This window comes from Phyllobacterium myrsinacearum (assembly GCF_014138285.1).
GTDB lineage: Bacteria > Pseudomonadota > Alphaproteobacteria > Rhizobiales > Rhizobiaceae > Phyllobacterium > Phyllobacterium myrsinacearum_A.
Genome location: NZ_JACGXN010000019.1, coordinates 11,919 through 34,246, shown reverse-complemented (window position 1 = coordinate 34,246; position 22,328 = coordinate 11,919). Strand labels below are relative to the sequence as shown.

Annotated in this window: 22 protein-coding genes; 7 read left to right on the top strand and 15 right to left on the bottom strand. The window is 55.5% G+C overall.

The window, feature by feature from the left end; all coding sequences use genetic code 11:
- A complete protein-coding gene (locus FHW16_RS27760; RefSeq protein WP_182552682.1) occupies positions 1-690 on the bottom strand; it encodes a FadR/GntR family transcriptional regulator in 690 nt (229 codons plus the stop codon).
- 250 nt (positions 691-940) lie between these two features.
- Complete coding sequence (locus FHW16_RS27755) at positions 941-1,867, bottom strand: helix-turn-helix domain-containing protein (protein ID WP_182552680.1); 927 nt, start codon at positions 1,865-1,867, stop codon at positions 941-943.
- A gap of 86 nt (positions 1,868-1,953) precedes the next feature.
- On the opposite strand from FHW16_RS27755, the gene FHW16_RS27750 reads away from it, so the two are divergent.
- The 7 genes from FHW16_RS27750 (at position 1,954) to FHW16_RS27720 (ending at position 10,135) form a co-directional block, all read left to right on the top strand.
- Complete coding sequence (locus tag FHW16_RS27750; RefSeq protein ID WP_182552657.1) at positions 1,954-3,234, top strand: ABC transporter substrate-binding protein; 1,281 nt, start codon at positions 1,954-1,956, stop codon at positions 3,232-3,234.
- Positions 3,235-3,318: 84 nt separating this feature from the next.
- Positions 3,319-4,179 carry a carbohydrate ABC transporter permease gene (locus FHW16_RS27745; RefSeq protein ID WP_182552655.1) on the top strand — a complete coding sequence of 287 codons (861 nt, stop codon included), beginning with the start codon at positions 3,319-3,321 and terminating at the stop codon, positions 4,177-4,179.
- Positions 4,176-5,012, top strand: a complete 837-nt coding sequence (locus tag FHW16_RS27740; RefSeq protein ID WP_182552654.1) for a carbohydrate ABC transporter permease — start codon at positions 4,176-4,178, stop codon at positions 5,010-5,012. The genes FHW16_RS27745 and FHW16_RS27740 overlap by 4 nt, the downstream gene beginning before the upstream one ends.
- Positions 5,013-5,023: 11 nt before the next feature.
- Positions 5,024-6,112 (top strand): ABC transporter ATP-binding protein, encoded by a 1,089-nt coding sequence (locus tag FHW16_RS27735; protein WP_182552652.1) that lies wholly within the window; start codon positions 5,024-5,026, stop codon positions 6,110-6,112.
- Between the two features lie 63 nt (positions 6,113-6,175).
- A complete protein-coding gene (locus tag FHW16_RS27730) occupies positions 6,176-8,182 on the top strand; it encodes an aldo/keto reductase (protein WP_182552650.1) in 2,007 nt (668 codons plus the stop codon).
- A gap of 46 nt (positions 8,183-8,228) precedes the next feature.
- Positions 8,229-8,999: a TIM barrel protein gene (locus FHW16_RS27725; RefSeq protein WP_182552648.1), complete on the top strand. Its 771-nt coding sequence runs from the start codon at positions 8,229-8,231 to the stop codon at positions 8,997-8,999.
- A gap of 137 nt (positions 9,000-9,136) precedes the next feature.
- On the top strand, positions 9,137-10,135 hold the full coding sequence (locus FHW16_RS27720) for a LacI family DNA-binding transcriptional regulator (RefSeq protein WP_182552646.1): 999 nt from the start codon (positions 9,137-9,139) through the stop codon (positions 10,133-10,135).
- Positions 10,136-10,179: 44 nt separating this feature from the next.
- Here FHW16_RS27720 and FHW16_RS27715 read toward each other — a convergent pair whose 3' ends face one another.
- From FHW16_RS27715 to FHW16_RS27655, 13 genes are all read right to left on the bottom strand, one after another.
- The gene (locus FHW16_RS27715; RefSeq protein WP_182552645.1) at positions 10,180-10,977 is read right to left on the bottom strand and encodes a transporter substrate-binding domain-containing protein; all 798 of its coding nucleotides are present in this window, start codon (positions 10,975-10,977) and stop codon (positions 10,180-10,182) included.
- 10 nt (positions 10,978-10,987) lie between these two features.
- A complete protein-coding gene (locus tag FHW16_RS27710) occupies positions 10,988-11,923 on the bottom strand; it encodes an isoaspartyl peptidase/L-asparaginase (protein ID WP_182552643.1) in 936 nt (311 codons plus the stop codon).
- A gap of 2 nt (positions 11,924-11,925) precedes the next feature.
- Positions 11,926-12,660 (bottom strand): amino acid ABC transporter ATP-binding protein, encoded by a 735-nt coding sequence (locus tag FHW16_RS27705; protein WP_182552641.1) that lies wholly within the window; start codon positions 12,658-12,660, stop codon positions 11,926-11,928.
- 1 nt (position 12,661) lies between these two features.
- Positions 12,662-13,333 (bottom strand): amino acid ABC transporter permease, encoded by a 672-nt coding sequence (locus FHW16_RS27700; RefSeq protein ID WP_182552639.1) that lies wholly within the window; start codon positions 13,331-13,333, stop codon positions 12,662-12,664.
- Entirely contained in the window at positions 13,333-14,001 is a 669-nt protein-coding gene (locus tag FHW16_RS27695) for an amino acid ABC transporter permease (RefSeq protein WP_182552637.1), read from the bottom strand. The genes FHW16_RS27700 and FHW16_RS27695 overlap by 1 nt, the downstream gene beginning before the upstream one ends.
- Positions 14,002-14,094: 93 nt before the next feature.
- Complete coding sequence (locus FHW16_RS27690) at positions 14,095-14,433, bottom strand: cupin domain-containing protein (RefSeq protein ID WP_182552635.1); 339 nt, start codon at positions 14,431-14,433, stop codon at positions 14,095-14,097.
- Positions 14,434-14,540: 107 nt separating this feature from the next.
- Positions 14,541-15,461: a sugar phosphate isomerase/epimerase family protein gene (locus FHW16_RS27685; protein ID WP_182552633.1), complete on the bottom strand. Its 921-nt coding sequence runs from the start codon at positions 15,459-15,461 to the stop codon at positions 14,541-14,543.
- 21 nt (positions 15,462-15,482) lie between these two features.
- Complete coding sequence (locus tag FHW16_RS27680) at positions 15,483-16,604, bottom strand: sn-glycerol-3-phosphate import ATP-binding protein UgpC (protein WP_182552631.1); 1,122 nt, start codon at positions 16,602-16,604, stop codon at positions 15,483-15,485.
- A gap of 11 nt (positions 16,605-16,615) precedes the next feature.
- Entirely contained in the window at positions 16,616-17,503 is an 888-nt protein-coding gene (ugpE, locus tag FHW16_RS27675; protein WP_182552629.1) for a sn-glycerol-3-phosphate ABC transporter permease UgpE, read from the bottom strand.
- Between the two features lie 10 nt (positions 17,504-17,513).
- Positions 17,514-18,410, bottom strand: coding sequence for a carbohydrate ABC transporter permease (locus tag FHW16_RS27670; RefSeq protein ID WP_182552627.1), 897 nt, complete (start codon positions 18,408-18,410; stop codon positions 17,514-17,516).
- 79 nt (positions 18,411-18,489) lie between these two features.
- On the bottom strand, positions 18,490-19,833 hold the full coding sequence (locus FHW16_RS27665; protein ID WP_182552626.1) for an extracellular solute-binding protein: 1,344 nt from the start codon (positions 19,831-19,833) through the stop codon (positions 18,490-18,492).
- A 217-nt stretch (positions 19,834-20,050) separates the two neighbouring features.
- Entirely contained in the window at positions 20,051-21,208 is a 1,158-nt protein-coding gene (locus tag FHW16_RS27660; RefSeq protein ID WP_182552624.1) for a fumarylacetoacetate hydrolase family protein, read from the bottom strand.
- A gap of 36 nt (positions 21,209-21,244) precedes the next feature.
- Complete coding sequence (locus FHW16_RS27655) at positions 21,245-22,321, bottom strand: ABC transporter ATP-binding protein (RefSeq protein WP_182552622.1); 1,077 nt, start codon at positions 22,319-22,321, stop codon at positions 21,245-21,247.
- Between the last annotated feature and the right edge of the window lie 7 nt (positions 22,322-22,328).

The following is a 22,328-nucleotide window of genomic DNA, read 5'->3' as shown; positions in this document are numbered from 1 at the left end:
TTATAATCCAGAATCAGAATCAGAACCCGAAGCCGCAAGTACACGTTCGGCACCATCCTGAATGACACCGCGCATGGCTTCCTTCGCCCCCGCCGCATCCTGATCCCTAATGGCATCCGCTATGGCCTTATGCCGTGCAACGGAATACAGATGACGCTCGGAATTGGGGATGGGCGAACTGATCGTGAATGTCGTTACGAGGGCCACTTCGATCAAGGCACTGATTGACCGCATGAACGGATTGCCGGAGGCTTCGGCAATAGCGATATGAAACTGCAAATCGCTGTAGACGAAATGGGCGGGTGCTTCCCGGGTGCTCCCCATCTGTTCAACCCACTCATAGAGCTTCTCAAGCTGCGCTTCGGTGCGCCGCAGGGCTGCCAGCCCCGCAGCCTCAGGCTCCAGCGCCAATCGCATTTCTACAATGCTTGAGAGGAAATTGGCGCTGGCACCCGCTTCGAAATGCCAGACCAGAATATCAGGATCAAACAGGTTCCAGTTTGACCGCTCCAGGACGCGGGTACCAATCTTGGCTTTGGGCTGGATAAGGCCCTTTGCTGCCAGGGTCTTCAGTGCTTCGCGAAGCACAGTTCTGGAAACACCAAAGCGCTCAAGCAGTTCCGCGTCTCCCGGCAGAATGCTGTTCTCGGGATAGAAACCGTTGACGATCCGCAAGCCAAGATCGCGCATGACATGGCCATGATGCGTGCGCGAATGGCCCGCGGTACGAAAATCATAATTGCTGAGTTCGTTCTGTACCAATTCTATTCCTGCAACTGGCAATTTGCTTCTTGTTGCCGAAGCAAATATTGATCAATTCCACGCAATATGCGGACGCCGTCGATTTCGCCAGTCCCTCCCTGTTCATCATTTATAATATTATATGATCAATAACAATTCTCATTATGAACACGCTGCATTCTCTACCTTGCTCGGCATGTCACTGGCTCTGAATACCGGACATATTACTTGTCAACTGCCCTCCACTGCGCATATCGCGCCGGAAGTCCGAAGGTGACATGCCTGCGATATTTCGAAATGACTTATTGAAGGCACTGAGCGAGCCAAACCCGCTGTCCATCGCAACTTGCAGGACATTTGCCCCGTCCCGCAACAGCATGGCTTGAGCGTAGGACAGTCTAAGAAGACTTACATAATTGTTCAACGTCATGCCCGTCGACTTCTTGAACACGCTCATCGCATATTTGGGATGGACCCCTGCCGACGTGGCTATGTCGACCGAGTCGATATCGTGCAAGAAGTTACCAGCAATAAAATCACACATCCGCGCAACAACCCGGGATGACTGCTGGCTGGATTGTTCACCGGCAGCCAACTTCTTGCAATCGGGAACTATTCGATAGGGCTCGAAGCCGACACGCTCGACCCGCAGAAGCAATTCATTGACAGCGTGTTCTGCCTTCACCGGGTCTCCTGATCGAGCATAGGAATGCCATCGCACAAAGTTTTCCCTGTCCGCAGCATCTGTTGCTGAAGTCACAAGGGTTGCTCCCTGCATCAACTGGCTTGGTACACTCTCCGGCAAACGCATGCGAAAGAAATGCACGAGAGGCAGATGCGCGCCCGCATAAATCGAATCATCAGAGGATTCATCCATCTGGTGCGGCTGACCACCCCAGAACAGACACATGTCGCCCGCACTGAGACGGATTGCGTGATCGTTCATCCTGTAGTGTACAGAACCGCGGATAATATAGTTGACTTCAACCTGAGCATGCCAATGGGGCATGGCCATAACAGGCGGATGGTTGTGAAACATCTGCAGGGCTGTTGGCAGCCCCTCGACGCTGCTCGCACCCGGTTGATAGATCGGCCGTTCTCCCATCTTACTTTCCGCCCAATTCATCTTCCCTTTGCGGGAGACAGCCGCTCCCTTGTCGTTAGTGTAGCCATGTTCGCAAAGAACGGGCAATTGAAAAGGGAGGATTTTCAATGGGCTGTAAATTTCTTGGCGCGACGGCATTTGTCGCAACATTCGGTGTGGGTTTGATACCTGCGCTGGCTCAACCAACAGAGATCACCATCTGGAGCTGGAATGTCGCCGCATCGTCGCTGAAGTCGACGATTGAGAGCTTCAACAAAAAGTTTCCGGATATAAAGGTCACCGTTCAGGACCTTGGCAATCAGCAGGTCTTTGACAAGACGCTCGCTGCCTGTGCCGCAGGAGGTGACGGTCTGCCGGATATCGTGACTATCGAAAACTTTGAGGCCGAGATTTTCTGGAATCGCTTTCCCGATTGTTTCGCCAATCTGAAGGATCTTGGTTACACCAGCGAAATTCAAGCCAAGTTCCCCGAGTTCAAACGCACCGAGCTGGAAGTGAGTGATGTGGCTTATGCCATGCCCTGGGACTCCGGGCCCGTCGCCGTGTTCTACCGGCGTGATTACTACGAGAAAGCTGGAATCGATCCCAAAGGCGTCAGGACGTGGGATGATTTTATCGCCGCTGGCAAGAAAATCGCCACCGCCAATCCCGGCGTTGTCATGGCCCAAGCGGATTTCAATGGCGATAGCGAATGGTTCCGCATGATCTCCAACGAACAGGGCTGCGGGTTCTTCTCTACAGATGGCCAGACCATCACCATCAACCAGCCCGCATGTATTGCAACGCTGGATAAGATCAAGCAGATGAAAGACGCCGGCACGCTCACGGCGGCCAACTGGGACGAAAAAGTTCAAGCCAATACTGCCGGTACTGTGGCGAGCCAGCTTTATGGCGGCTGGTACGAGGGCACCATCCGGACCAATTCCCCCAAACTTGCGGGCAAATGGGGCGTCTATCTGATGCCGAGCCTTACACCTGATGGACCGCATGCGGCCAATCTCGGCGGTTCTTCGCTGGCGATCAGCAACGGGTCTCAGAACAAGGAGGCGGCATGGACCTATCTGAATTACGCGCTTGGCACGGATGAAGGGCAGATCGCCATGCTCAAGAGCTTCGGCCTGGTCCCTTCACTCCTCAGTGCCGAGAAGCAACCCTTCGTTTCCGAACCACAGGCCTATTGGGGCGGGCAAGCAGTCTGGTCCGATATCCTCGGAACATTGCCAAAGGTCGTAGCAAGTCGCGGTACCGCGTTTCAGAGTGATGCAGACGGAATCTACAAGGCCGCCCAGACCAAATATTTTGCAAGCGGTTATCCGGACGCAAAAGCTGCACTCGATGATGCAGCAAACCAGATCGCATCGGCAACAGGGCTTCCAATCGCTCAATAAGCTCAGTGCCGGATGTGTGTGGGAGCACGCGTCCGGCATTCAGGTGGAAGACCTGACTGACTTCATCGTAGCGGAGGACATTTGATGCAACTGCGCAACCGGGCCGCCTATGGGTTCCTTGCCCCCTACCTCATGATTTTTGCGACCTTCTGGATATGGCCGATCATCAGTTCGTTTCTGATGTCGTTTCAGAACACCCGCGTAAATCCCTGGGTTTTCAGTCTTGGCGCCAACTGGGGCCGGTTGTTTAACGATCCCGCCTTCTACAATGCACTGAAGAACACGATGATCATCCTGATCGTTCAGGTTCCAGTGATGATCACGCTGGCGACAGTCATGGCTGTGCTGCTCAACTCCCCGCTTCTGAAGGCGCGCGGTCTTTTCCGCTTTGCCTTCTTCGCACCCGTCGTCGTCGGAGAAGTCGCCTATGCCGCCGTGTTCCGCCTCATGTTCAATCTTGATTTCGGCATCATCAACAAGCTGCTGAACAGTGTCGGCATCCCTTCCATTTCGTGGTTTGCAGAGGCTCCCGCGGCCATGGCGCTCCTCATCATCGCTGTGACTTGGCGATGGGCCGGGTACAATGCGATTATCATTCTGGCCGGACTTCAATCCATTCCCGGCGATGTCTACGAAGCGGCAACGCTGGATCGCGTGAGCAAGGCCAGGCAGTTCATCTACATCACACTGCCACTTCTGAAGCCGATTATCCTTTTCTGTGTGATCCTGTCGATCATCGGCTCCATGCAGCTCTTCACCGAACCAATGCTCATCACCAATCGCGGTGGGCCCGGCGGCGGCACGGAAACCCTTGGTCTGTTCCTCTACCGGCAAGGCTTTACCTCACTCAATTTCGGCTACGCCTCGGCCATCGCCTACACCATGGCCGCACTGGCAATCGTCATTTCGCTGCTCAATCTTTGGGTTGGGAGGGACCAGAAATGAAATCCCAATCACGATCGACTCTGGTCCGCTCGCTGGCACTGCATGCAGTCCTGATTCCTCTGGCAATTATCTGGCTGTTTCCATTGTGGATGATGCTCGTGTTCGCGACCATGCCGGACTACGGCATTTTCAGCCCGCAGATCGAACTCCTGCCATCCACGCATTTCCTCGAAAATCTGAGCAATCTGCAGGCAGACACGGATTTCATTCGCGCCCTGATGATCTCCGTCAGTGTCGCGATCGTCTACACAATCCTGTCGGTTCTCCTCACCTCCATGGCAGGCTGGGCTCTCGCCCGTTACCAATTCGTCGGCAAGTCGCTGGTCATCGCAATCATCCTCGGCACGATCACCCTCCCCTATTTCGTCGTGGTGATCCCGCAATTCATCATGGTAGCGCGGGAATTCAAGATGGCGAACACCTGGATCGCGCTCATCGTACCGCCGCTCTTCAATTCGCTTGGTGTGCTGTTCATGCGGCAGGCCTTTTCAATGATGCCCGCTGAACTTTTCGATGCAGCACGGGTGGAAGGCGTCAAGGAATGGCAGATCTTTCTGCGCATTGCCCTGCCCCTTGCAAGGCCAACCATGGCGGCACTGGCAATCATTCTCTTTCTGGCATCCTGGAACAATTACCTCTGGCCGCTGCTGATCAATTCACGCCCCGGCATGCTGACCGCTCCTGTGGCGCTCGGAACATTGATAGGCCTTACCAAGGTGTCGTGGGGCGGTATCATGGCCGGTGCCGTCATGCTCACAGCGCCGATCCTCGTCATTTTCATTCTTCTGCAGCGCCACTTCATCGCCGGCATCGCCGCTGGCGCCATCAAATAGGGAAATGCCGCATGGCCGAACTTTCACTCAAAAATGTCGTCAAGCGTTTCGGTTCCTACGAGATCATCCGTAACGCCAGCCTCGATGTGGCCGATGGCGAATTCGTGGTCTTTGTCGGTCCCTCCGGTTGCGGTAAATCCACATTGCTGCGCATGATTGCTGGCCTCGAGCACATAACGGACGGCGAAATCCATATCGGTGATACGCTGGTTAATGACGTCGAGCCCGCTGACCGCGGCATTGCCATGGTGTTCCAGTCCTACGCGCTTTATCCGCACATGACTGTCGAACAGAATCTCGCTTTTGGACTGCGCATGACCGGCAACCCCAAGGCCGATACGGATCGCCGCGTGCAGAGGGTGGCGGACATTCTTCAGATAAAGGAGCTGATGCAACGCCGCCCGAAGCAGCTCTCGGGCGGACAGCGCCAGCGTGTCGCCATTGGCCGCGCCATCGTTCGTGAGCCACGAGTTTTCCTGTTTGATGAACCCCTATCCAATCTTGATGCGGAACTGAGGGTGCAGATGCGCGTCGAGATTTCCCGGCTGCACAAGGAATTGGGCACGACGATGATCTACGTGACCCATGATCAGACTGAAGCCATGACACTGGCAGACAAGATCGTGGTGCTGCGTGGCGGCAACATCGAACAGATCGGTGCGCCGCTCGATCTCTACGACAATCCCGCCAACCAGTTCGTGGCCGGTTTCGTCGGCTCACCGAAAATGAACTTCATGAGCGCGGAGGTCACGGCTACAGACAGCGACAACGTAACCCTGACACTCCTTAATCAAGGCAATGTCCGACTGAGTTTACCGCTCAAGAATCCGCCACCTGCTATTGGTGACGCGGTCACGCTGGGCGTACGACCCGAGCACTTTGCCAAGGCAGGCGAAGGCGTCGCCGACCTTACAATTGCGGTGGATGTTGCCGAACATCTCGGTAACACGAGTTACATCTACGCCAATGTTGCGGGCGGCGAACAACTGATCATCGAACGCGAGGAATCGCGCAATGAGATTAAGACCGACACGCTGACTGTTGCCATCAAATCCAGCCACGCCCTGCTGTTCGACAAGACAGGGAACAGGCTTCGATAAACCTGATTTCACTTTCCCGGTCACACTCCCGGTGGGCCGCAATCCATCCAAAGAGGACATAGCATGACTGACACACCATCGATCCGCTGGGGTATTATCGGCCCTGGCACCATAGCCCGCACGTTTGCCGACGGCGTAGCCCATTCCACCACGGGGACGCTCGTCGCCATTGCCTCGCGTAATCCGGGCAAGCCGGACCTCGCAGCCCATTTTCCCGGTGCCCGCATTGTCAACGGATATGACGCTTTGCTGAGCGATCCCGAAATCGACGCCATCTACATCGCAACGCCCCACACCGGTCACGCTGAATGGGCGATCAAGGCCATCCGCGCCGGAAAGCATGTGCTCGTGGAAAAGCCCATTGCACTCAGCGCCTATGATGCCGATGCGATTTTCCATGAAGCGCGCAAGGCAGGCGTGTTTGCCGGCGAGGCATTCATGTACCGGGTCCACCCGCAAACCGCCATACTTATCGAACTCGTCAAAAGCGGTATCATTGGCGATATCCGCATCATCCGGTCAAGCTTCGGCTTCAACATGGGCAGCGTTAAACCGGAACACCGGCTGTTTGCCAATGAGACAGCGGGCGGCGGTATTCTCGACGTTGGCGGTTACCCCGTTTCCATGGTGCGACTGATAGCGGGAAGCTTCGAAGGCAAACCGTTCCTCGAACCGGAAGCTGTTTCCGGTGTTGGGCATCTCGGCCAGACGGGTGTCGATGAATGGGCATCCGCACTGCTCAAATTTTCGAACGGGATTGTTGCCGAAGTCTCGTGCTCGATCATGGCGGAACAGGACAACACTCTCCGTATTATCGGCACGCAGGGCCGTATTGAGGTCAAGGATTTCTGGTATGCTTCCGGTCAAAAGGGTGGTGTGGGTAAGATCGAGATTTTCCGCCCTGGTGGTGTGCATGAAATCATCGAAGTAGAGGAAAGTCGTTGGCTCTATTCCTTCGAGGTGGACGCGGCGGCCAAGGCCATTCGTGAAAAACGGCAGGAATTTGCAGCTCCCGGAATGAGCTGGGCAGATTCGATCGGGAATCTGCATGTTCTGGATCGGTGGCGTGCTGCTATCGGACTCGAGTACAGCATTGAAAAGGCTACCAAGCGAACAAAAACAATTTCCGGCAGTAAGCCTGTACAAGGCAAGAGCGTGCCAAAGCGTGCAATTCCCGGTCTTGCAAAACCCGCTTCATCCGTGGCGCTGGGATTTGAGTTCTTTCCCAACTTCGCGGCAGGTTCTCTGACGTTGGACGCCTATTATGAGGCGGGCGGCAATCTATTTGATACGGCCTATATTTATGCCGGGGGGAAGACCGAGGAAATCTTCGGCGATTGGCACACCAGCCGCAATGTTCCACGCGAAGATATTGTCCTGATCGGCAAGGGTGCCCATTCTCCGCTTTGCTATCCCGATGCCATCGGCAAACAGCTCTCGCGGTCGCTCGATCGCCTGAAGACAGATCACGTCGACGTCTATTTCATGCACCGCGACAATCCCGATATTCCTGTCGGCGAGTTTGTCGACGCCATGGACGCCGAGGTTCGGGCTGGCCGGATCCGCGGTCCGTTCGGCGGATCAAACTGGACTCGCGAGCGCATGGATGAAGCAATTGCCTATGCAGCGAAGAATGACAAAACGGCGCCCGGCGCCCTGTCGAATAATTTCTCGCTCGCCGAAATGCTGGACCCGATCTGGGCCGGTTGTGTTGCAGCTTCGGATGACGCTTGGAAAACGTGGCTGAACACCAGGCAAATGCCGAATTTCGCCTGGTCAAGTCAGGGGCGCGGCTTCTTTACGGATCGCGCCGGCCGGGACAAGCAGGACGACGAAGAACTGGTGCGCGTCTGGTATTCCGACAGGAACTTTGGGCGGCGTGACCGGGCGATCGAACTGGCAGGCAAACTGGGCCGCAGTCCAATTCACGTGGCTCTCGCCTATGTGCTTGCCCAGCCCTTCCCTGTCATTCCGCTTATCGGCCCCCGGACCCTTGGCGAGCTTGAGGACAGCCTTTCCGCACTTGACATCAATCTTACACCCGAGCAGGTGAAATGGCTGGAAGGATAGGTCCATATATGGCAAGCAGGAGGGCGAAGTCAGCGAGGGGGAAGCGATGAAGTATTCGGCATGTATCGAGTGGTTGTTTGCTTCGGAGTCGCCTGATTTCGCCAACCGCATCCGTCTGGCAAGAGATGCAGGGCTGGACGCCATCGAGTTCTGGAAATGGACGGAAAAGGATATACCGGCTGTCGAGAAGGCGCTGGCTGAAACCAAACTGTCTTTGTCCAGTCTGGTCGCGGAACCCATGATTCCGTTGACGGATACTGCATCGCATGATGCCTTTCTGGTTGGCCTGCGGGCCAGCGCCGAAATGGCAAACCGGCTCGGTGCCAAAGTGCTTATCGCGCAGGCCGGGGATGATCTTCCCGGCCGCACCCGCGCCGAGCAACATCAGGCTCTTGTCGACTGCCTCGGTCATGCTGCCGATGTGCTTGCCGGAACGGGCGTTGTCCTCGGTCTTGAGCCACTCAACACGCTCATCGACCATAAGGGTTATTTTCTTCATTCAACGGTTGAAGGACTTGATATTGTCGATGAAGTAAACCGTCCGGAAATCAGGATTGTCTACGATATCTACCATTCCCTCGTCATGGGGGAAGACACCGCAAACGTGCTCAAAGACCGGATTGACCGCGTTGCGCACGTCCACGTTGCCGACCATCCCGGCCGCAATGAGCCCGGGAGCGGGACGCTGGAATTGTCAAAATCCCTGCATTGGCTGTTTGACAACGGCTATGACGGTTTTGTCGGGCTGGAATACAGGCCAACCGCCGACACACAATCCAGTCTGGCAACGACATTTCGGACGCTTGGTTCGCATTAGCATAGCGTTTTGCTATTGAAGTGTTCATGGGGAAGCAGGTAAGCAGGGGCTGATCCTAGCTTTCTGCGAGCTGGCCATCAGCACATCGTTTTCAGCAGTGCGAATGAGCGGATCAGACATGAAGGATGCCGATATCCATGACCGAGTCCCGCAAGCGCCACACCCTGCCAACCATTGCGGATGTTGCCGAACTGGCGGGCGTCTCCCGAGCGATCGCCTCCCGGGCGCTTTCAAGTGAACCAAGACCTGTATCGGCCGACAAACGGGAGCGGGTGTTGGCAGCGGCTGCCAAACTCGGCTTCAAACCCAATCTGCTGGCCCGCAGCCTGACCACAAAGACCGTCAATCTCGTCGCCGTTATCGTCAACCACATCCACGATCTCTCGGATCTCGACCTGTTCGATTTGTTGATCAGCCAGATACAGTCGATCGGCAAGCAGGTGATTTTTGTTCGCGTTGGCTCAGCCGAGCGGATTGACGAGTTCCTGCGCAATGGTATTGCCTATCATGTCGATGCAGCGCTCGTGTTCTCCGATTTCGCCGATGCGCAGACAGTGCGGAAGATGTTCCGCAACGACAGCGTCCTGATGCTCAACGGCATGCGGGATTCGAGCTCCCCCGCCATTATTCCGGATGAGCAAGTGGGCATCGCTGCGGCAGTGACCGACGCCAGGAGCAAAGGCGTGCGAAAAGCGCTGCTTGTTACGGGCCGCTCCGCCTCGCCAGTCGAACAGGCGCGTATTGCCATCTATAAATCAGAACTGTTGCGCCATAATATTGTGCTGGTTGCGGAGCTGCGCGGTGACTACTCCTACCAGAGCGGCCGTCATGTGGCATCCTCATCCGACTGGCGAAAAGCGGACGCGGTATTCTGCACATCCGATGCCATGGCCATGGGCGTTTTGGACGTTCACCGGCGTGATTTTCCCGAAAACATGCCCCAATCGTTCCGGCTCTACGGGTTCGATGATGTGACCCTGGCGGAATACGAGGCCTATCCGATTTCATCGATCGGCTATGACAAGGCCGTCTATATCGATGAAATCCTGAAGTTTCTGAGGGAGCCATCGCTGTTCAGTGCGGGTGAGAAATTGATTCAGGTGCCGACTTATTTCGTTGCGCGGTCAAGCTCCTGATCAAAATGCAAAGGCCGGGATCAGACCCGGCCTTTGACCTCAATTTACCAGAGTGGCGTCAGCGCTGGCGGATTGGACTTTTCGCCCCACCATTTCTTGTAGTTCGCGTCATAGGCGCCTGACTGGATGTAGTCGGAAACAAACATATCAAGCCAGCGCACGAATTCCGGATCGCCCTTGGCAACCGCAATACCGATCGGATCATTGGAATAAAGGCCGGGCAAGGTCACCAGAGTATCGTTCTTGGTGGCGAGATAATCGAGCAGCGAAGAATCTTCGATAGCTGCATCGACACGCTTCTGCTGCAGGAGCAGCACGCCATCGGGCGAGAAGTTATCGGTATAGATCAGTTCTGCTGTGGGAACGCTCTTCTTCAAGAAGCTCTCGCCCGTCGTACCGCGGCCGACGACCACTTTCTTGCCGGCCAGATCTTCAAGCTTGGCAATACCTGCATCCTTTTGCACGATGACGCGCAGGCCAGCACGGTTGTAAGGGATCGAAAAATTGACTGTCTTGGCACGTTCCAGTGTGGCCGACGTATTGGCAACGACGATATCAAGCTGTCCGGACACCAGCATAGATACGCGCGCATCACCGGAAACGTCAGTGAATTCGACCGGTACACCGAGCTTGGCCGCCAGCATTGTCGCAACATCGACGTCATAGCCGACGGGGTTGTTCTTGTCGTCCCGGAAGCCGATGGGCTCGCCACCCAACGACACGCCGATACGGACCGTTCCTTGCGCGCGAATGTCATCAAGCTTTCCGGCATAGGCAGCACTTGTCAAAGCCAGAGTGGTGGTCAGCGCAAATGCCGCCAGTCGTGTGATGAAACGTTTCATGATTGTCCCCTTATGTCGTTTGTTGCGGATCATATTGTCTTGCGACCCGATGTTCGGGCGCATCCATTCCTGCTTCCCATAACCAGTATTTGATTTCACCTTCGCAGCGGAAGCTTGCCACCTCGTGATTGCCCTTCGCATCGATCGCATGAATGACGACGCCAGCCAGAAACCCAGTGGTCAATTGCGCGAGGTCTTCTATCGCCATATCGACGGCTTCGCGCAAAGAATGCCCGAAACGCATGGCGAGCACGATGCTGCGGGCAGTTCCACAGCGGATGGTCATTTCACCCGTATGAGTACAGGCGGCCGCGCCATAGCGGCTATCCGCATAGAATCCGGCACCGGCGATGGGCGAATCGCCAAGACGTCCCGGATATTTCCAGGCCCAGCCGGATGTAGACGTTACCGCGTGAATACCATCGGCGGAGTCTTTTGACAGGAACACTGTGGTGTCGCGAACACGTTCCGGATCCGTAATGGTGCGGCTCAGGGGCGCGAGTGCAATGTCCGGAAAGGCTGCCAACTCTTCGGGCGATAATTCCTTTTGAAGACGCTCCCACCAGACGCGTTTGCTGTCTTCATATAACGTTTCATCAACGGGAAAGCCGATTTCCGTGGCAAAGCGGCGGGCGCCGTCACCGGTCAGCATGACATGCGGTAATCGTTTCATCACCTCATGCGCCAGCGCCGCCACAGGCAGTGTATCCGGCACAGCGCCGACCGCGCCGACATCCCGTGTCGTTCCATCCATCACGCCGGCATCGAACTCCATGCGCCCGAGCATGTTGGGCCAACCACCATAGCCAACGCTGCGCACCTTCACTTCGCGCTCGACGGCGCTGATTCCGGCGACCATGGCATCGATGCCATGCGCCTGCTGCTTAAGGAGTTCGACACTTCTGGCAAAACCCGGCCAAGCCTCGTTATTCGCAATCAGGATCATTATCAGTCTTTACGCATTTTAGAGAGGAACTGGGCGATGCGCGGCTTGGCCATTCCGCCATCGGCCGCAAAGAATTCGGCTGTCGGTAGATCAACAACGAGCTGTCCCTTGTCGAGAAAAACAATCCGCGACGAGATCGTACGGGCGAACTCGATTTCGTGGGTGACGAAAACCATTGTCGTGCCATCACGGGCCAGCTTGGCGAGAATGGCCAGCACATCCGACGTCATTTCCGGATCGAGCGCACTGGTGATTTCGTCGAGCAGCAGATAGCGCGGCTTCATGGCGAGCGCCCGGCAGATACCGACGCGCTGGCGCTGCCCGCCGGACAGCTGCGCCGGAAAAGCATCGGCGCGGGCACTCAGGCCGACAGAGTCCAGAAGTGCGCGCGCATCGGCTTCGGCCTGCTTGCGCGGTATTTTCAACACTTCAACCGGCGCCAGCGCAATGTTCTGCACGGCCGTCATGTGCGGATAGAGATTGAAAAGCTGGAATACCGTTGCCGACCGCTTGCGGGCTTCGGCCAGTTCCTTCGGGCGGGACACATCGAAGTCATCGATTGTAATGCGCCCGCCATCGAGTTTTTCCAGGCCATTCATGCAGCGGATCAAGGTCGATTTGCCGGAGCCGCTGGAACCGAGAATGGACACGACTTCGCCGCTATGAACATCAAGGTCGATTCCGTCGAGTACGGTCGCCGTGCCGAACGCTTTGCGCACGCCTCTCACACTGATCATTTCAGAGACCCTTCCATGCGGTATGTGCTCTCAGTCGCTTTTCAAGCGTTGCCCCGCCAAAGGCGACGAGCTTGGCCATGACGTAATAAAGCCCGCCGACGATCGCCCAGACGATGAATGGTTTGAGCGTGCGCAGGTTGAGAATATTGCCGATCTTTGTGAGGTCCACCACGCCGATGACCGATATCAGCGACGTCACCTGCAACTGATTGACCAGAAGACCGGTAAGCGGACCGATGGCAAAGGCCATGGCCTGTGGCGCAATGATATGGCGCAGCACCTGCCAGCGGGACAGGCCGGAAACCCGGGCTGCCTCGATCTGGTCGCGCCCAATGGATTCAATCGCTGACACCGCAATGACATAGACGAATGCCGCCGTATTGCCTGACAGCGTGATCACTGCCGCTTCAACCGGCGTTACGTTGAGCCTGGCAAAAGCAGGCAGGCCGAAGAACACAAGGAACAGCTGAACCAGAACAGGAGAGTTTTTCAGAAGTTCAGCGAATACCGTCACAATCTGCATCAGCACCGGGACACGGTAGAACCGGATGATGGCCCAGAGAGAACCAAGCAGAAGGCCGATAATGGTCGTGGCCAGAAACAGCGCAAGGGAGACACCCAGCCCCTGCGCAAGCAATACGATATCGTAAGAGGTGAACGCCGTATAACGCATCAGGCAGCCTCTGTCTGATCACGGTTGAGGTAACGATGCAGCGCCCCGATGGCGAGCGAGACGAGATAAGTCAGGCTGGCATAGGCAACAAGCAGCACCGCATAGATTTCAAACGGCCGGAATGTGTCCGAAGCCACGATTTTTGCCGAGCCGGTCAATTCGTTCAGCGTGATCGTCGACAGAATCGACGACGTCAGGATGAGGTTGATGAAGACAGAGCCCAGTGGCCGCACGGACGTCCTCAAGGCGATGGGCATGACGATCTTGCGGAAGATGGTGGGCTTGGAAAGCCCGCTGACCTCGGCAGCTTCGAGAATACCCGGATCAATCGACAGAATTCCCGAACGGATCACATCGGATGTAAAGGCGCCGCCCGCAATGGAGAGCGCTATGACACCGGTCGCAAACGCGTTCACGTAGATACCGATTTCAGGCAAGCCATAGAAGAAAAAGAAGAGCTGAACGATGAACGGAATGTTCCGGAACAGATCCACGTAGATATAGGCAATACGGGACAGAACCGGCGAAGCCGATGTGACCAGCGCGGCAACAATCGTGCCAATGCACAAGCTGCCGGCTAGCGCCAGCACGCAAGCCTCGGCTGTCAGAACCGCACCTTTCACGAGGAAAGGAATGTGCGGCGCCAATATGGTTAGATCAAAAGTCAAACGTCCGTCCGGCACAAAGTGAAACCGGTTTCAGTTTTGCTCATCCAAAGGGTGCTGTCAAGCGGTTGCAGCATCAAAATCCGGACAAATGAATTATGCGAGAAACTCAGCTCGATATGGCGAGAAACTGTCGATCAGACGTCCTTTTTCGATGGCCTTGACCCCGTGGACGAGATTGGATGGGACAATGAAGCTGCCCCCCTGCTCCAGTACCTGACTGGCACCATCAATGGTGACTTCAAAGCGCCCTTCAGCAACGTAGCTTGCCTGAATATGCGGATGCGAATGAAGCGAGCCGACGGCATCCTTTTCGAACTGCACTTCAACCAGCATCATTTCCGGCAGATAGGCCATGATGCGACGGCTCACACCGGGTTCGGTCTTGGTCCACTCGGCAGCATCTTTTGCAACAAACAGAATATCGTCAGCCATTTCCAGAATTCCCAATATCGAGCGACCGTAAACAGCAGGTCAGGATTGACTGATATTGTGAACTGAACGGAGAGGCGCGGTCAACCTGCTGACCGCGCCTCATTTAACTAAGCAGCCAGACGGCGGCCGTTGGCGATCTCAGCCAGTTTGAATGCACGCGCAAGGCACTCGGCCTGTTCATTGACGAACCGCTCACCCGTGATTTCCATGATCAGCATCGTATCCGGCAGGAAGGTCAGTTCTTCGAAAATCTCTTCCCACGGAATGTCGCCCCAGCCGATCGGCAGATGCAGATCACCGATCCCAAGCGCCGTTGCCTCAGCCGGATGATAGAACTTCGTCATGCTGTAGGGACGGCCGAAGCTATCATGCACATGCAAATGCCCGGTAACCGGTGCCATGGCGCTGATCTGCTCGCGCCAATCGAGACCAAGCCGCGTGCTTTCGATATAGGCGTGGCTGAAATCAATCAGCCCGCATACATTGGGGCTGCCGACGGCGCGAACCGTCTCGCCAACCTGTGCCGGTGTCTGGCGATATTCCGCATCGGTAACGGCAAAGATGTTCTCGAGGGCGATCCGTACACCATAGCCCTTGGCAATTTCGGCCATTTCAGCAAGCGTATCGCGTTCCATCCTGTCGAGATCGGCAATATGCGACTGGGCCGGCATTTTGGCATTGCCGCTGTGCTGCACGAGGATTCCGGCTTCAACGCGATTGCAGAGTTCCAACATCGCGCGAACTACAGCCTTCTGGTACTCCAGATGCTCACGGTCCATGAAGTTGGAAACAATCTGGCCATGCACGCTGTAGCGCAGATCGAACTGGTTCGTAATCGCAGTCAGACGCTCGGCCCGACCCGGTATGATGCGGCCACCGGAGATGATCTCTTCACCATAGAGCGACAGCTCGGCTGCATTGGCCCCGAGCTCAGCTATGCTGCAAAGTGATTTTTCCAGCGTGTCAAAGTTACCTCCTCCCGTGTAAGTGCAAAATCCAACGGAAGAAATGGTGGTTTCGGAGCTCATGTTCGGTCCTTTCAAGACAAGTCAGGCAGCGACTGTTTTTGGTGTGGATTGACGCATCACGACCGGGGCGTCGTCAAGGCGCAAACCGGTTTCAAGCGAAAACAGATGGATGTGTTCGGCGGGCAATTGCAGGCCGGCAACAGCCCCCTGTTCGAAGAACTGGCCCTCCTCGACAGAGACGGCAAAACCCAAGCCGTCGATCTCGACATGAACGATACGCCCGGAGCCCAGCTCTTCAACAAAATCGATATTGGCCGGCACACTGTTGATCGTGCCCGCGGGAACAAGACGGCAATGCTCAGGACGGATACCGACGGAAACGGTGGTGCCAGCATTCTTGCCGCCCAACACAGGGTCAATCGCCTGAGCAATGCCATCGAGCAGAACATGGTCACCACTCGCTGCAATGGTCGTATCAAAGAAATTCATGGCCGGGGAGCCGATGAACGTTCCGACAAATCGCGTGCGCGGCCGGTGATAGATTTCCAGCGGGGTTCCAACCTGTTCCACATGGCCCTTGTTCATGACAATCAGCTTGTCGGCCAGGGTCATGGCTTCCACCTGATCATGGGTGACGAAAACCGAAGTTGCCGACAGCCGCTTGTGCAGACGGCGGATTTCCACCCGCATCTGCACCCGCAGCTTGGCATCAAGATTGGACAGCGGTTCGTCGAAGAGAAACACCTTGGGTTCACGAATGATCGCACGGCCCATGGCAACACGCTGCCGTTGCCCCCCGGAAAGCTGCGCCGGTTTGCGGTCGAGCAAATCCTCCAAGCCGACGATCTTGGCTGTTTCCGCAATCCTCCGATCACGTTCGGCGCGCGGAACACCGGCAACCTTCAAGGCATAGCCGATGTTGGCGGCAACATTCATATGCGGGTAGAGCGCATAGTTCTGGAAAACCATCGAGCAGCCGCGATCCCTGGGCTCGAGATTATTGACCACTTTGCCGTCAATGGAAATTTCACCTGACGTAATCTCTTCAAGACCAGCGATCATCCGCAGCAATGTAGACTTGCCGCAGCCGGACGGTCCGAGAATGACGACAAACTCACCGGATTTGAAATTCAGGTCGACGCCATGCAGAATCTGCGTGCTTCCGTAGGTCTTGCGCACATCCTTGATGCCAATTTCGGCCATTGCTTTTTCCTTTATTTCTCGGTCGAGACCAAGCCACGGACAAACCAGCGTTGCAGGACGGCAACGACGACAAGGGGTGGCAACATGATAATGAGAGCGCCGGCCATGGAGACATTCCATTCGGGCAACGAATTGACTGATGGTACCAGCGCACGCATGGCGACCATGGCAGTCTGATAACTGGCATCGGTGGTCATCAGCTTGGGCCAGAGATACTGGTTCCACGCATAGACAAACATGATCGTTGCCAGCGCCAGCATATTGGTGCGAGAAAGAGGCAGCAGGATATCGATAAAGAAGCGCAGCGGTCGGGCACCGTCCATTTTGGCGGCTTCCGCCAGTTCATCAGGAAGTGTCATGTAGAATTGACGGTAGAGGAATGTTCCCGTTGCGGTTGCTATAAGCGGCAGGACGAGGCCGGAATAGGAGTTGAGCAAGTTCCATTGCAGCGACAGCTCAATGCCCGTGATGGTCTGGATGATCCAGCGGACCGGTTCGAACACATCCGAAGCGATGTTGTAGGTCGGGATCACGCGCACTTCGAGCGGCAGCATCAGCGTCATGAAAACCATCCAGAAGAAGACGTGGCGCAGTGGGCTCTTGAAGTAAACGATGGCAAAGGCGCTCAGGGCTGCCAATACTATCTTGCCAACCATAACCAGCAATGACGTGATGAGGCTGTTGAGCAATGCAGGGCCCAGATTGGCACGATCCCAGGCCGCGTGAACGTTCTTCAGAAAGTCGCCACCAGGCGTCATATTGAACGGGACGGCCGTGACCTCCTGCAGGGATTGGGTTGACGCCGTGAAAATCATCCAGAACGGCCCGAGAATAAGGATCAAGCCCAGGATCATGATGAGGTAAGTGAAAGCGTTAAGTATGGGTGTACGTTCGATCATCGCCCGAATCCTACTTGTAATGCACGCGCCGCTCGACAAAGCGGAACTGGATGAACGTAAACACCATGATAAGCGCGATCAGAACGAGGCTCTGGGCCGCTGCACCGGAGTAATTCAGGCCACGGAAGGCTTCGCTAACAATGCGGTAGACCATGACGTCTGTCGCCTTGTTCGGTCCGCCTTCGGTCGTCAGGTCGACAATGCCGAACGTATCAGGACCAACGAAACTCTCCGTAAGATTGAGCACCAGAAGGAAGAACAGCGTTGGCGCCAAAAGCGGTATCTGAATATCAAGTGCGCGGCGCACGGGGCCTGAACCATCCATTGATGACGCTTCGAGCAGGCTACGCGGGATCGATTGCAGTCCGGCGGTCATGAAAATGAAATTGTAACCGATCCATTTCCACGCAAAACAGATGATGATGAGGATCATGGCGTGGCTGCCATATTTGGCCGGGTTCCAGAGGTCTGGCGACCAGGTGTTCACCACTGCAATCAAACCACTCTCGGGTGCAAAGATGAAACGGAAAGCCAAGCCCACTGCCGGAGCCGCAATGGCATAGGGCCAGATATAAAAGAACCGGAAAAGGCCTGATCCCTTCAACTGACGGTCGACACAAATCGCCAGAACAAAGGCGATCAACATGGACAATCCTGTTGCAGTGAATGCAAAGAACAGGCTCAGGGAGACGGAGCGCCAATATTCACCATCTGCAAAAACCTCCCGAAAATTATCAAACCCAACGAAGAGACGTTCACCCGCGCCGCCGAAGGCAGGTTCGAGTGAAAAGGCCCAATTGAAAACCGATATGGCAGGCCAGTAGAAAAAGAACAAAATGAGCAGGAGTTGCGGCAATGCAAAAAGGACGGGCAACCACCAGCTTTTGAAAACAGCGCGCTTGTTCATGTGATATTCAATTCTGCCTATGGGATGAAAAGGAAATGGCCCGGCGCTGTTCTGCTCCGGGCCATTTGCAAGCCTGCAATCAGTTCAGGGCCTTGCCGGCATAGGTCTTTTCAAAGCGGCGCAGAATGACGTTGCCCCGCTCTACAGCCTGATCGAGACCGGCCTGTACAGTCAGCTTGCCAAAGAAAATGCCTTCCATCGCGTCGGAGATTTCCTTGCGTATCTGCGGGAAGCCGCCGAGGCGAATACCGCGGGTATTGGCGGATGTAGGGGTGAATGTCAGGCTGGCGATGGCCTTTTCACGGCCCTTGAAGGCCGGCTGATCGTAGAACCCCTTGGCTTTCATGGCTTCAAAGCCTGTTTTTGTAACCGGGATGTAACCTGTCACTGTCGACCACCACTCAACCATATCCGGTTGAGCAATGAAGTTCAGGAAGGCTGCGGCGCCCTTGTATTCAGCTTCGGGACGGTTGTTCAGAACCCAAAGGGATGCACCACCAACCATCGAATTCTGGCGTGCTGTTCCCTTCCAGACTGGAAGCATGGTCACATCCCACTTCGCTCCCTGCTTGATGGTCTTACCGATTGTGCCGTGATCGGCAATCGACGACTGGATCATCTGGCAGGTTTCGGAAGTGAAGGCTGGAACAACATCCATGCCGAGCTGCTTTGTCTTGACCACGAACAGCCCTTCATCGGTCATTTTCTTGAAGAAGGTCAGATGGTCTACCAGCTTGGTCTTGTTCAGCGTGAGTTCAGTATCAAGCCCGTCATAGCCATTATTCTTGGTGGCAATTGGCTGGTTGTGAATGGCAGAGAACTGCTCGACCGTTGCCCAGCTGTCAAAGCTGAAGCCGAATGGGCAGGCATAACCGGCAGCTTTCAGCTTGCGTGCAGCGGCTTCGACATCTTCCCACGTTTCAGGCGCGCTCTGGATGCCGGCTTTGGTGAAAGCATCAACATTATAATAGAACATCGCGGTCGAAGAATTGAACGGGAACGAATTCAGTTCGCCCTTTGCCGTCGCATAATAATTGGCGATACCGGGGAAATAATTACTCCAGTCGATCTTGTAGCCATTGTCTTCCATCAGCTTCTTGGCCGGGACGAAAGCCCCTGACAGCATCAGATCAAGTGTACCGCCGTCGAAGACCTGTACGATGGCGGGATGCTTCTTGGCGCGATAGGCGGCGATGGCGTTCTGAACGGTTTCAGGATAGCCATTCTGGCTGGTACAGACGATCTCGAAATTGGCCTGCGAGTCATTGAACTTCTTGCAGGCATCCTGCACGCGCTCGCCAAGATCACCGCTGAGACCATACCAGAATTCAAACTTGACCTTCTCGGCCATGGCTGGCGTCGCGCCCAACCCGACGACCAGCAGCCCTGCGGCCAGACCAATTTTTACACCAAAACCCTGCATTGAAGCCCCCTGAATACGGCAATAGAGAAAATGAACTCGGGGCAGCTCTGGAGAAATCCAGCTGCCACGCTCGCATTCAACTCTGGACGGGCTGTGTGAAAGTTTGATCGAACTTAGACGAAACTATTGTGACAATACACAGATCGATGTTCATCAGAAATCGGGCCGTGATCAATCAATAAGCACCTGCAGAATGACATGCCGCAGGCGCAGGGATTTACAGCAGGCCGCGTGCAGCGAGATTGCGCATGAGAGCCGATGTTCCGAATGTCCATTCCGCGCATTCGGTTGAAAGGCGGACCGTATTGGTCAACGCGCCAAGTTCAGGATTGGATATGGTCACCACGTCACCGATTTTGTGGGTAAAACCCTCGCCCGGCGTATCGCGATCTTCAACCGGGGCGAAGAGCGTTCCCATGAACAGCATAAGTCCGTCCGGGTACTGGTGATGCCGGCCAATGGTCTGCGATACCAGATCCAGCGGATCACGGCTGATTTCCTTCATGGTGCTTCTGCCATTGAGAACGTAACCGTCAGTGCCTTCGATGAGCAGATCAAGATCGGCATTGCGCACATCATCGATGGAATAGGTTGCATCAAACAGCCGGATGAAGGGCCCGATCGATGATGAGGCATTATTGTCCTTTGCCTTGCCAAGCAGCAGGGCCGAACGGCCTTCGACATCGCGCAAATTCACGTCATTGCCAAGCGTTGCGCCCTGTATCTTGCCCTTGCTGTTGACGGCAAGGACGATTTCCGGCTCCGGATTGTTCCAGCTCGATATCGGATGCAAACCAACCGACGCACCCCAGCCCACGGACGAGAGAACCTGCGCCTTGGAGAACACTTCGGCATCCGGTCCGATACCGACTTCCAGGTATTGCGACCAGACGCCCTCTTCGATGAGCGCCGCCTTCACTTTGCCCGCCTCCGGCGAACCCGCTTTCAGGTCACGCAGACTGTTGCCAATGATCGGCATTATGCGCTCGCGGATCTTGAGTGCCAGCGCCGGATTACCCGCGGCCTTTTCCTCGATGACGCGCTCAATCATCGAACGGGCGAAGGTTACACCGCAGGCCTTGACCGCCTGAAGATCACAGGGCGCGAGAAGCCGAAGCTGCGATGCATTGCCCTCGCCTTCGACAGATTGTGCGAAAATCTCGTCCAGGCTTCCCAGCTTTTCACCCTTCTGTGCTTTTGCGTAGGCAGCCGGGTCTTGCAGCTCCAGAAGATCACGTGTGGTAGCAACGTCTTTGGATGTGATGTCAAACAGGCTGCCATCGCGCACAACGACAATTCCAGGGCCTTGCACATCCGGGCGCCAGACACGGCCAACAAATGTTCCGGTGTTGTAGGTCTCGGCTGATATCGTCACGCGTAATGCTCCTGAAATTTCGACTTATGGCATGGGTCAGTGGGTTGCTGTCCTGCTATCCAGACGCATACCCGTTGTGCCATCAAACAGATGACTGTGAGCAGGATCAATCCCTATGTGAATCCTGTCGCCAGATTTTATGGAGAGTCTCTCCCGGAAGAGGCACATGATCTCCTGATCACCCAGTTTGCCTACCACCATGATTTCCGACCCAGTCGGCTCGACAACACTGACGTCAACCGGAATGCCATCGGCAGCAATCTTTATATGCTCGGGACGCACACCGTAGATCACTTCCCCGGATACCGTGGCCGGGATCGTCTGGGGCACCGGCAGTTTGATTCCCTCGGCCGTCTCAAACTGCCCTGCTCCAGTCAGACGCCCTTTGATAAAATTCATCGACGGCGAGCCGATGAAACCGGCAACAAACAGGTTGGCGGGATAATCATAAAGATCAAGCGGCGTGCCGATCTGTTCGACCAGCCCATCCTTCATCACGACAATCTTGTCGGCCATAGTCATGGCTTCAATCTGGTCATGCGTGACATAGACAATAGTGGTGCCAAGCCGCTGATGCAGCCCCTTGATCTCGCTGCGCATCTGCACGCGCAGTTTGGCGTCCAGATTGGAAAGCGGCTCGTCAAACAGGAATACTTGCGGATCGCGGACAATAGCGCGGCCCATGGCAACACGCTGACGCTGCCCACCGGACAATTGGCGCGGGAAGCGGTCAAGCAGCTTTTCAAGACCAAGGATTTCCGCTGCCCGGCCAACGCGGCTTTCCTTTTCCTGTTTCGGTGCGTTCTTCAGCATGAGCGCGAAGCCCATATTGTCGGCAACGGTCATATGCGGATAAAGCGCGTAGTTCTGAAACACCATGGCAATATCGCGCTCCTTGGCAGGCAGGTCATTGACCACGCGGCTGCCGATCGCAATTTCGCCGGTCGTGATTTCTTCCAGCCCGGCAATCATGCGCAGCAATGTCGATTTTCCGCAGCCTGACGGGCCGACGAGAATGACAAATTCGCCATCTTCAATATCAACGGAGACACCGTGCATCACATTGACGTTGCCGTATTTTTTGGTGACATCCTTGATCGAGACCGAAGCCATCGCGCAC